The organism is Chryseobacterium sp. 6424 (genome assembly GCF_003692615.1).
GTDB lineage: Bacteria > Bacteroidota > Bacteroidia > Flavobacteriales > Weeksellaceae > Kaistella.
This window is the reverse complement of record NZ_CP023540.1, coordinates 1,686,644-1,698,595: the sequence shown is the minus strand read 5'-3', so window position 1 is coordinate 1,698,595 and position 11,952 is coordinate 1,686,644. Positions and strand designations below refer to the sequence as shown.

Here is an 11,952-nt window from a genome sequence, read left to right as displayed (position 1 = left end):
GTTGAAGAAAATCGCTTACATTGAACTTGATACCCATGCGGAGATCGCGGGTAATTTCCTGGAATTAATGCGTGATTCCGATGTATTCACTGTCGATTATTACTTCAGCCGCAAGATTATGGAGATCCTCGCCCAACAGTCTGAAAATATATTCGAGGTCACTCACCGAAATATTTTGAACCAGTTGAAGCATAAAATGTATGATTTGGTTATCATCGGGACCGTTCACCGCTACTTTAATGTTTTTCAGCAGATTATAGACAGTTTAAATACTTCGGTTATTGTTCATAATCTGAATTTTTCGCGGGCTACAAGGCTTTGTTTACTCTTTAAAGTGCTACAGAAGGATGCCATTTACCGCCTGAAATTATTATGTGAGGAAAGTCTACTGTCCGCACCTCGGGTTTATCAGAAAGCCAATAATTTGCTGGTGCTTGATGAGGTTTTAATAAAGAACAATCCAGCACAAAAACTGAAGTTCTTGCCGGTTTTTTATACAGACGGGCATAAAAACGCTTCAGAATCTGTCGAAACCATTGTCATTCCTGGTACGGTTTCTCAGCAGAGAAGGGACTACAGGCACATTTTGAATTGTTTAAAAAAATTTAACCAAGTAAATCAGTATCACTTTGTGTTCTTAGGAAAAGCTTCTGGCGAAGAATTACAATGGTTAAAGGATTTTGAAGGTCAGAAACCTCAGCATGTTTCGATTAAATACTTTACAGAAAGGGTGTCGCAGCCCGTTTTCGATGAATGGATGCAAAGAGCCGATATCTTATGGTGTCCGCTTCAGCAGGAAACTGAATTTTTCAGCCAGAAAGAATATTACGGGATCACTAAAATGAGCGGTAACGTGGGTGATGCCATTAAATATGGTAAGCTGGCTATATTTCCTGCGGATTATCCTAATTCACATCCGTTCATCATTCCCGAAAATAACAATATTGAAGAGCAAATTTACACCTATCACAAATGGATGGAATATGATTTTGAACAAAATTTCGCTAAAGAAAAAGTTCTGAAATCTTTAGAAGAAAAACTCGCTGAGTTTATTTAAAATTTAAACAGGCTTTTCAGGAAGTCTTTGTTCAGATAATCACCGAGCGGGAAAATTTTCAAAAAATAATTGCCGATTAAAAACAGCGTCAGTACAAACGCAGGTTTGTAGAAAAGATTCAGCAGGCTGCTCTCGAAAGAAGGCAGCAAAATGGCCAAAGTAATACCTAAAGTTCCGATGATCAGGGCATATATCATCTCAATCGTCAATGGAAACACCCGGAATTTCCAATAATTGAAACTGATTTTAGCAATATTGAAAAGCGTCAGCGAAATAGCCGTAGCTATGGCGATACCGAGCAACTCCAGATTTGTATTGCTTATAAAGTAAAAATTAAGCGAAACCGTAGTAATCGCCAAGAACAACATGACAATGATGTTAAAGCGGTAATATTTTGACAGCGAGATAATGTGCCCATTGAAACCGGTAGCCAGATCGAAAAGCATCGCAAATCCCAAAACCCAAATCACAGGCTCTGATTGACGCAGCAACTCACCGTTTTTGATAAAATGGGTAAGATACGGGAAGCCCACCAATACACACGAAAGCAGCACCAGCCCAAGGAAAAAGAGCACTAAGGAAGATTTTTTGTGCATCCTGTCAAGTTCCTCCAGTTCGTTTTCTGCCAGATGCTTGTTGATAAGCGGGGCAGATATACTGTAGAGCCCCATGGCCGGCACCGTAATTAACGAAATGATAGAGTAAAGCGTGTTATATACACCATTAGGCTCGAAACCGATGTATTCGCCAATCATTACACTATCAATACGTACAGCGATGAAGTTGCCGATATTTCCCAGAAAACCGTAGAAACTGTAATTCAGTACCTGTTTCCATAGTGCGTCTTTTTTAATGTATTCAATAGAAAAATCTGGCTGCAGCCTTTCCAATCGGTTGGTGTAATACACATAACCTAAGAGCCCTACTACGAACATCCCAACGAAAAAAGCATACGCGGCCTTCTCCGGAAAGCCTAAGAAAAAAAACAGGCAGAATGCCCCAAGGTTGGCAAGTTTCGGGAGTAGGTTTTCAAAAATATTTGGGATGACAATCCTTTTGAAATTTGAAAGATACTTGTTAAAAACCGTACTGAAAGCCAATACAAGAATCAAAGGTAAAATGAGGCGTTTCATTTGCCACATTTCCGTTTGCTGTAAGGACGGGAAGATATAGTTGGCCGCAAAGTAGCCCGCCGTGAAGATGATGAAATTAAGCGTAATACCTGCAAGGGAAAGCGAGAGGAAATTCTGGTGTTTACCGTCGGAATGTGTTTTCGTGAAAAACTTCACATTAGAAAAAGAGATCCCGAATACCACAATGGGCAGCAGCATTTCGGCAGTCGGGAGTACATAACGCAGTTTCCCGTAAAACTCCATATCATAAGGGAAGACAAAGATTGCCGAAAACGTTCCGAGCAAAAAACCCAGATAACCAACGACTGAATACTTGAATCCCTGACGTGCAACTACACTCATCCACAAACGATTTTATAAAGAATATTCAGGCTCAAAAAGAAAACTTTTTCAACAGAGAAGATCAATTTTGAGGTCAGCTTTCCTATTCATTCCTTTATTAAACGGCAAATATAGAAAAATATGTTAAAATAATGTTAAAACATTTGCGACAGGCAGTTTCACGATTTATGTTACGGTTTCTTTACGGTATCTTTATAGTTCAATAATATGCTATGAAAAAAATTCTGTATCTGGCTTCCGTATTGGCTTTGTTCTCATGTTCAACACTTCAGAAAAAGCAAGCGCAAACTTTCAGTTGGGAAGGGGCTAATATGTATTTCCTGCTTACCGATCGGTTTGCAAATGGCGACACTACCAATGATGTAAATTTTAACAGAACAGAAAAAGCAGCAGTATTGCGTGGTTTCGAAGGAGGCGATTTGCGTGGTATCATTCAGAAGATTGATGACAATTACTTCACTGACCTGGGTGTAAATGCCATCTGGATGACACCAATCGTGGAACAGATTCATGCCGCTACCGACGAGGGTACCGGCAAGACTTACGGTTTTCATGGGTATTGGGCTAAAGACTGGACAGCGCTGGATCCTAACTTCGGTACAAAAGCAGATCTAAAGGAATTGGTAGAAAAAGCGCACGCCAAAGGCATCCGTATCGTGCTGGATGCGGTCATCAACCATACAGGTCCGGTGACGCAGGCAGATCCGGTTTTCCCGGCTTCTTGGGTACGAACTTCACCAACCTGTACTTATAACAATTATCAAAGTACGACTGCCTGTACGCTGGTGGCAAACTTGCCGGATATTTTAACTGAATCTGATGCGCCTGCTGATTTGCCGCCAATGTTGGTGGAAAAATGGAAGAAAGAAGGCCGATATGACGCCGAAATACAGTCGCTGAACGAATTTTTTGCCCGAACCGGTTATCCTAAAGCACCGAAATATTATATCATGAAATGGCTGGCGGATTATGTGGAGCAGTTTGGTATCGATGGGTACCGGGTAGATACCGTAAAACATACCAATGAGGATGTTTGGAAGGATTTTCACAAAGTCTGCCAAGAAGCCTTCGATATCTATAAGCGTAAGAACCCCTCGAAGGTGTTGGATAACCAGTTATTCTTCATGGTAGGCGAAGTGTACGGTTACGGCATTTCTCAAAAACAGACTTACGACTTCGGTGATAAAAAAGTGAATTATTACCAAAACGGTTTCAAATCGCTGATTAATTTTGATTTTAAAGGGGATGCGAATAAATCTTATGAAGAGCTTTTTTCAAATTATTCTAAAATATTATACGGTGATCTTAACGGTAAAACTGTGATGAATTATCTGACCTCGCATGATGATGGCTCGCCGTTCGACAAAGACCGCCGAAAAACCTATGAATCGGCTACGAAACTACTTTTGGCACCAGGGATTTCGCAAATTTACTACGGTGACGAAACAGCGCGCAGCCTCACTCTCGAAGGCGCGTCGGGCGATGCCACATTGCGCAGCAATATGAACTGGAGCGACGTACAGTACAACCCTGGCACCCAAAAACTCCTACAGCATTACCAGAAATTAGGGCGTTTCCGTGCCAACCATCCGGCGATTGGTGCCGGCGTTCATCAAATGATGAGCAGTGCACCCTATTGGTTCAGCCGAACGTATGGGGAAGATAAAGTGGTTGTCGGATTGGGTCAACATTCTGGTATTAAGGAAGTTACAGTAAATGGTGTTTTCAGTAACGGAACCAGGCTCCAGGACGCGTATTCAGGCAAAACTACCAAAGTTACCAATGGAAAAGTAGTTATCGATACTGAGTTTTCGGTTGTATTGCTGGAGCAACTGTAAGTTATCTTAAAGCGGTATTTAGAAAGTCATTCAGCGGTTTTATGCTACCGAAGATGCGTGCGATTTCGTCCGTAGCGTTTTCTTGCATCAAAATATCATCTGAGACGGGGTGATTGACATTGAAGCTTTTTAACTTCAGATATTCAGCCATAGGATCATCTTTCTCAAAGCCCGCAGGAATACGTTTGAGTTTATGTTCCACACTTAGACCCCGGAAGTTGTTGCGGAATTCATCCTGTTCGATAATCCTTCGGAATTGTTCACCGTTGAGCGAAATTTCTTTACGAATATTTTTCAACACAGCATTTTCGGGTTGATAGATGCCACCAGCCGCAAATGACTTTCCTGGCTCGATGTGAAGATAGTAACCGGCGCTCCCATTAGCTCTTTTAAACCCAAGTCCTATACCGAAATTGGTTTTGTAAGGTGTTTTATCAAGTGAGAAACGGGTGTCGCGGTAAATCCTGAAAAGTGCCTTGTTGGCATCCGTTTTTATAATTTCCTCATCGAATTCGGCGGTTTTTTCAATCAGCGCTTCTGTAAAATCTACTACGTTTTGCCTGGCTTGCTGATATTCATCCTTATGTTCTATAAACCATTCACGATGATTGTTTTTAGCCAGTTGGCGCAAAAAACTAAGGGTAGCATTGGTTATTGTAACAGCCATATCTATTAATTTGGAAGGGTAAAATTATGTAAATTAAACCAAGTAAACATCCCAATTATGTTTAACAAAAATTTAATGAAACAATGTATTTATTATCAATTCTAAAAAGCGTATCTTTGCACGATATTTAAAATACTTAATGAATTTATTTACGGAAACCAATTTAAGCCCTGAAATCCTGAAGGCAATTGGCGAACTGGGCTACGAAAGCCCCACAGAAATCCAAAAACAGACCATTCCATTCATCTCTACAGATATTCGCGATCTTATCGCACTTGCGCAGACTGGGACGGGCAAAACAGCAGCTTTTTCGCTTCCGATTTTGGATATGATTGACGATGGTAGTCGCAAAATCCAACTTTTGGTGCTTTGTCCGACAAGAGAACTGTGTCTTCAGATTACGAAAGACATTAAAAATTATTCTAAATACATGCCCAACCTCAAAACTACAGCGGTATATGGGGGCAGCAGTATTATGGATCAGATCCGCTCACTTCGTGAAAAACCACAGATCATCGTGGGAACACCGGGCCGTGTGATCGACCTTATCAACAGAAAAGCGCTTGATTTTTCTGAAATTCAGTGGCTCGTTTTAGATGAAGCTGATGAAATGCTTTCAATGGGTTTCAAAGATGATTTGGAAACCATCTTAAGCGAAACGCCGGATACCAAACAGACTTATCTTTTCTCAGCTACGATGAACAAAGAGGTTGAGAGGATTTCAAAGAACTATCTTACTTCGCCGCACCGTATTTCGGTAGGTTCCATCAACGAGGTGAAGAAAAACATCAAGCACGAATATTATGTGGTAGGTTACCGTCACAAGAAAGAAGCCTTAAAAAGACTTATCGACGCAAACCCTAACCAATACTCGATTCTCTTCTGTCGCACGCGTATGGAAACGCAGGAAGTCGCGGACTTCCTTATGCAGAACGGCTACGCCGCGGATGCGCTACACGGCGACCTTTCGCAGGCGCAGCGTGACACGGTGATGAAGAAATTCAGACTGAAAAACATCGATATCCTTGTAGCAACCGACGTTGCCGCGCGTGGTTTGGATGTGAATTCTTTGACGCACGTAATCCATTATTCACTCCCAGATGACCCTGAAGTTTTCGTTCACCGAAGTGGAAGAACCGGTAGAGCAGGGAAAGACGGAATTTCGATGGCACTCATAAAGCCAGAGGAACAGCGTAAACTGAAACAGATAAAATCTACCACAAAGATTGATATTCAGGAGAAAAAGATCCCCACCGGCGAAGCGATTATCAAAGCGCAGGTTGCGGGCGTTTTCGAAGAACTTTTCACCGAACATGAAGAATTTTTCACCTTTGATGACGCCCTGATTCCGGATCTTTCGGCGTTCTCGAAAGAAGAATTGGTGCACAAGCTTCTTCAGCTTCAGCTTCGCGACCTAGCGATGTATTATAAAGACAAAAATGACCTAGCGGAGCAAAAATTCAATGCGGACGACCGTGGCGACAGCCGCAGAGATCGTGCGCGTGACAGAGATAGAGACCGTGGCAGAGACCGTGATCGCGGAGACCGCAGAGAGAACTCCCGTGAGGGCGGACGCGAGGCCAGAGACCGTAAACCCAAAAGAAATAACGGCGATATGGTAAGGTTTTTCTTCAATCTTGGTAAGAAAGATCATCTGAAGAAGATTGATATGCTGGATATCATCAACAAATCGACCTCGAAATCAAAAAAACGCCCGGATATCGGTGAGATAGAAATCCTGGAGAAATTCTCTTTCTTCGAAGTGGAGAAATCTTATAAAGATGAAGTCCTTCGTGGCCTACAAACGCTTAAATTCAAAGGGAAGGAAATGCGCGCCGAGGTGGCTAACTAAACCATTGCCTTTTTAGGAAAGATACGAATCAGTTCTTATTACAAGGACTGATTTTTTGTTTTTTGGGGAAATGTTTTACGCAATGTTAATAAAACTTAATATTAAATCCTGATACTTTAGGACCTATTTCAGAAATTTGCACCAGAAATTTAAATTAAAAAATTATGGGAATCGGTAATATTTTTAAAGCCTTCCAGCCCAAGGACAAAGTGTTCTTTGTATTGTTTGAAAAAGTAGCGGAAACGCTTGTGGAAATGTCTAAAGAGTTCCACGAGGGACTGCTTGATTTTGACATTAATGATGATACCATGCTGACAAACATGAGTGATTACGAGCACAAGCTTGATGACCTTACGCATGAAATCTTCGTACAGTTGGGCGAAAACTTCATTACCCCGTTCGATCGTGAAGACATCAGCCATCTTGCCAGCGGGCTTGATGATATTGCGGATTATATGTATGCATCTGCAAAATATATTTATCTGTACAAAACGCCTCTGGACCCTGCTTATACCGAATTTACGCTATTGATCTACAAATCTTGCCTGGAAATTCAGTCGGCCATGGCAAACCTTAAAGATTTTAAAAACGGGAAAGCGGTGAAGGAATCTTGCATCAAGATAAACTCTTATGAAAATATCGCTGATGATGTTTTGAGCCAGGCTACGGTGAAGCTTTTTGAAACCAATGATGCCATCAACATCATTAAAATAAAATCTGTTCTTGAATATCTGGAAATTGTAACTGACAAAGCGGAGGATGTTGCCAACACGATGGACAGTATCGTCATCAAGTATGCGTAACCGCTAATATTAAATATTCAGAATGGAATTACCAATATTACTCATAATCATTATTGCGCTTGCGTTAATATTTGATTACATAAACGGGTTTCATGATGCTGCAAACTCCATTGCAACCATTGTTTCCACTAAGGTGCTTTCGCCGTTTCAGGCAGTGCTGTGGGCAGCGGTTTGGAACTTTGCCGCGTTTTTTGTGGCCATGTACATTATCGGTGAATTTAAAATCGGAAATACCATTGCCAAAACGGTTAATGAAGATTTTATCAACCTCGAAGTTATTTTTTCCGGCCTTATCGCCGCTATTTTCTGGAATTTACTTACCTGGTGGTTTGGTATCCCTTCATCCTCTTCCCATACGCTTATTGGTGGCTTCTTGGGTGCCGCGCTGATGCACGCGCTGGTGATGGATTATCAACAAGTAGTGCTGGCTCACCCAGATCTTGGTTTCTGGACTCAGATGAAACTTGCCTTGCAGGAAGTCCTTACACAAAATGTGGTGAAATACGAGAAAGTAATACCGATCTTCCTGTTTATATTCATGGCGCCATTCATTGGGATGCTGGTGTCCATCGTTATCACCCTTATCATCGTTTATTTTGCTAAAAACAGCAATCCGAGAAAAGCCGATCAGCACTTTAAGAAATGGCAGTTGGTATCTTCAGCACTGTTTAGCTTAGGACATGGGTTGAATGACGCGCAGAAGGTAATGGGTATCATAGGAGCGGCAGTAATTTACTATCACGTGAGCATGATTGGCGGTAACGATCCGTATGCGATGATGGACTCTGCGGACAGATTTGCGCATTTTACTACAGATTATATGTGGGTACCTTTTGTTTCATTCTTGGCGATAGGTTTGGGAACCATGAGCGGTGGCTGGAAGATCGTAAAAACGATGGGTACTAAGATTACAAAAGTAACCCCACTGGAAGGCGTGAGCGCAGAAACCGCTGGTGCCGCGACTTTGTTTATTACCGATCATCTGGGGATTCCGGTTTCTACAACCCACACCATTACCGGTGCTATCATTGGGGTAGGACTTACAAAACGGGTATCCGCCGTACGTTGGGGGATCACAGTAAGTTTGCTATGGGCCTGGATTCTTACCATCCCAATCTCTGCGATTGTTGCAGGAATTACCTATTTAGTTGTAATTTTTGTGAAGTAGAAATTTTAGAAATGATGATATTAAAACCACCTTCGGGTGGTTTTTTTAGTTTAATAAAAGTATTGTGTATCATTTGGCAAACGCTTGGTTAGCATCGCAAAAATTTCATTATAAAATTCACAGTTATACCCTTTACTTTACGGAGCCATATTTGTGCTTCAACTTCCTTTTAAAATCCCTATTTTTGCCATAAACAAGAAATCTTATGCAGTTTTTAGAAGAATATCAGGAAATCGTATCGAAAGCTATTGAGAAATATGCCTTTAAGGACAAACCTACCGAATTGTATGATCCCATGAATTATATTATTTCGCATGGTGGCAAAAGGCTGAGGCCCATTATGGTACTCATGGCCAATGACCTGTTCGGTGGTGATATGAAAAAGGCCATTAAACCTGCGCTCGCGATTGAATTCTTCCATAATTTCACCCTAATCCATGATGATATTATGGATGAGGCTCCGCTGCGCCGAAATGTCCCGACAATACATACGCTGCACGGCATCAATACCGGTATCCTGTCAGGCGACGCCCTGCTGATGAAATCGTATAAGTTCTTTGAAGACCTGGAGCCCGAACTTTTCAAGGCCTGCGTACGTGTCTTCACGCATACTGGCTTACTTCTGTGCGAAGGACAGCAATACGACATCAATTTCGAGACGCAGGGTGATGTTACGTTTAATGATTACATCCGTATGATTACCTATAAAACAGGCGTTTTAAGTGCTTCTTCGTTTGAGATTGGCGCATTAATAGCAGGTGCTGATTTTAAAGATGCCAAAGCGGCGTTCAACTTTGGGAAGAATGTTGGCATTGCGTTCCAGATTATGGATGATTATCTGGATGTTTTTGGTGACCAAGAGCAATTTGGTAAAAAGCACGCCGGGGATATCTATGAAAATAAAAAGACCGTTCTTTACCTGCTCGCCAAAGAACATGGCACTGAAGAGGAACAAAAAGAGCTGGACTACTGGTACGCTAAGAAGACAGACAACGTTGATAAAGTGTACAGCGTGGAAAAAATCTTCCGCAGAACAAAAGTGGATGAAAAAACCCTGATGCTGATCCAGAAATACAATGAAATTGCCCAAGGCTACTTGAACCAAATCAATGTACCGGATGAGAAAAAGAAACCGTTCATAGAACTGGCAAACTATCTTTTAAGAAGAGAAAGCTAAACTGAAATTCAATCTAAAGGTGACCTGAAATCACCATTTATGGCTTATGAAATTTCGCACTGAAGTACAGATTCCTGATAGTCCGCAGAAAATCGCTGCGGATGACCGCTTATTTACGATAGGCTCTTGTTTTGCCTCCGAAATCGCTAGGTTGCTGCAAACCGGCCAGATACAGACTCTAAACAATCCTTTTGGGACCGTTTTCAATCCGTATTCCATCAATAAAGCGCTTAAAAAATTGCATGCGTCGGCATTTTATACCGAAGAAGATCTCATAAAATATAACGATGAGGTTATTTCGCTGGATCATCACAGCAGTTTCAATTCGCGTTTTGTACATCAGACACTCGAAAAAATCAATACTGCGGTAGAAGAAGGCAACCGTTTTCTACAGGAGACAGGTTGGGTTATTGTGACCTATGGGACTTCATTTATTTATGAATTTCTACCGAAAAACAAACTGGTCGCGAACTGTCATAAAATCCCGGGCAAACATTTCAGGAAAAGGATGCTTACCCATTTGGAGCTTACCGATGCCATTTATGAAACCGTAACGTTGCTAAAAGATATTTGTGAAAGCCACGTACAGATTCTTTTTACGATATCGCCGGTTCGCCATACGAAAGACGGGATGAGCGAGAACAACCTCAGCAAAGCAAAACTGATCACCGCGCTGCACGAAATTTTACCGCAATTTGATGGTTGCCATTATCTGCCCGTTTATGAACTGATGATGGATGATTTGCGCGATTACCGCTTTTACAAAGAAGACATGATCCATCCCAACCACCAAGCCATACAGTACATCTGGGAAAAGTTCGGTAGTGCTTATTTTGCTGATGAAACAATGGATTTTGTAGAAGAAAATTTTAAGATTTCGCAGGCACTCCAACATCGTCCTACTGATGCTCAACATCCGAAATATGAAGAGTTCCGCAACGCGCTGAACAATAGGATTGCCCACCAACAGGCAAAAGTGAAGCATAAAATATTCATTAATCCGTAACCAGCAATGCTGTATTCAGCGGCTGAACTAAATTGTAAAAAGCATTAAAAACCTACGCCGACTTTCATTACACAGATTCCTAAGATGATGGCAAGCCTCATTAGCCGCCTAAAACTGTTATTCACAACTAATCTATGATTGACACGCATACGCATTTATATTCTGAAGAATTCGACCATGATCGGAATGAGATGATTGAAAGAGCCATTTCAAAAGGCGTAACAAAATTCTATCTTCCGGCAATTGATGCTGAGACACACGAGAAAATGCTGAATTTAGAAAACCAGTATCCTGAGCAGATTATTTCGATGATGGGCCTGCATCCGTGTTATGTAAAACCCGAAAATTGGGAGGCTGAACTCCAGATCGTTGAGCATTATCTCAATCAAAGGCATTTTGCGGCCATTGGCGAAATAGGTATCGACTTATATTGGGACAAAACCACGTTGGACATTCAGGTAAAAGCTTTCGAGCAGCAGATTGACTGGGCAATTGAAAGAGATTTGCCAATCGTGATTCATACCCGCGAGAGTTTTGATGAAGTTTTTGAAGTGTTAGAAAGGAAAAAACACCCCAAACTGCGTGGGATTTTCCATTGTTTCTCCGGAAATCTGGCGCAGGCAAAACATGCCATCGACCTGAATTTTATTTTAGGCATCGGCGGAGTCATTACCTTTAAAAATGGAAAGATCGATCAGTTTCTGCACGAAATTCCTTTAGATAAAATAGTGCTGGAAACCGATTCGCCTTACCTGGCGCCGGCTCCGCACCGCGGTAAACGCAACGAGAGTTCGTACCTGGAGCTTGTGGCCGGTAAACTGGTTGATATTTATAAAGTTGATTTTTCGGAAATAGATCGGATTACCTCGGAAAACGCCAATCGAATCTTTACATAAAAAATACCGCAGA

At 41.6% G+C, this 11,952-nt stretch carries 10 protein-coding genes; 8 read left to right on the top strand and 2 right to left on the bottom strand.

Annotation, left to right across the window (positions count from 1 at the left end):
* Window position 1 precedes the first annotated feature (1 nt).
* Window positions 2–1,057: a hypothetical protein gene (locus tag CO230_RS07865; RefSeq protein WP_122028097.1), complete on the top strand. Its 1,056-nt coding sequence runs from the start codon at window positions 2–4 to the stop codon at window positions 1,055–1,057.
* Here the strand turns inward: CO230_RS07865 and CO230_RS07860 are convergent.
* The gene (locus CO230_RS07860; protein WP_122028096.1) at window positions 1,054–2,532 is read right to left on the bottom strand and encodes a lipopolysaccharide biosynthesis protein; all 1,479 of its coding nucleotides are present in this window, start codon (window positions 2,530–2,532) and stop codon (window positions 1,054–1,056) included. The genes CO230_RS07865 and CO230_RS07860 overlap by 4 nt on opposite strands.
* A 212-nt stretch (window positions 2,533–2,744) precedes the next feature.
* Between CO230_RS07860 and CO230_RS07855 the strand changes: the two genes are divergently transcribed.
* Entirely contained in the window at window positions 2,745–4,370 is a 1,626-nt protein-coding gene (locus CO230_RS07855; RefSeq protein WP_122028095.1) for an alpha-amylase family glycosyl hydrolase, read from the top strand.
* Between the two features lies 1 nt (window position 4,371).
* Here CO230_RS07855 and CO230_RS07850 read toward each other — a convergent pair whose 3' ends face one another.
* The gene (locus CO230_RS07850; RefSeq protein ID WP_122028094.1) at window positions 4,372–5,037 is read right to left on the bottom strand and encodes a DUF2461 domain-containing protein; all 666 of its coding nucleotides are present in this window, start codon (window positions 5,035–5,037) and stop codon (window positions 4,372–4,374) included.
* A 139-nt stretch (window positions 5,038–5,176) separates the two neighbouring features.
* On the opposite strand from CO230_RS07850, the gene CO230_RS07845 reads away from it, so the two are divergent.
* The 6 genes from CO230_RS07845 to CO230_RS07820 all read left to right on the top strand — a co-directional run bounded on the left by CO230_RS07845 (window position 5,177) and on the right by CO230_RS07820 (window position 11,939).
* On the top strand, window positions 5,177–6,889 hold the full coding sequence (locus CO230_RS07845) for a DEAD/DEAH box helicase (RefSeq protein ID WP_122028093.1): 1,713 nt from the start codon (window positions 5,177–5,179) through the stop codon (window positions 6,887–6,889).
* A 164-nt stretch (window positions 6,890–7,053) separates the two neighbouring features.
* Window positions 7,054–7,692, top strand: coding sequence for a DUF47 domain-containing protein (locus CO230_RS07840; RefSeq protein WP_122028092.1), 639 nt, complete (start codon window positions 7,054–7,056; stop codon window positions 7,690–7,692).
* Window positions 7,693–7,714: 22 nt separating this feature from the next.
* The gene (locus CO230_RS07835) at window positions 7,715–8,860 is read left to right on the top strand and encodes an inorganic phosphate transporter (RefSeq protein WP_122028091.1); all 1,146 of its coding nucleotides are present in this window, start codon (window positions 7,715–7,717) and stop codon (window positions 8,858–8,860) included.
* A gap of 205 nt (window positions 8,861–9,065) precedes the next feature.
* Window positions 9,066–10,037 carry a polyprenyl synthetase family protein gene (locus CO230_RS07830; RefSeq protein WP_122028090.1) on the top strand — a complete coding sequence of 324 codons (972 nt, stop codon included), beginning with the start codon at window positions 9,066–9,068 and terminating at the stop codon, window positions 10,035–10,037.
* Between the two features lie 46 nt (window positions 10,038–10,083).
* Window positions 10,084–11,043 (top strand): GSCFA domain-containing protein, encoded by a 960-nt coding sequence (locus CO230_RS07825; RefSeq protein ID WP_122028089.1) that lies wholly within the window; start codon window positions 10,084–10,086, stop codon window positions 11,041–11,043.
* Window positions 11,044–11,177: 134 nt separating this feature from the next.
* Window positions 11,178–11,939 (top strand): TatD family hydrolase, encoded by a 762-nt coding sequence (locus CO230_RS07820; protein ID WP_122028088.1) that lies wholly within the window; start codon window positions 11,178–11,180, stop codon window positions 11,937–11,939.
* The last annotated feature ends 13 nt before the right edge of the window (window positions 11,940–11,952 follow it).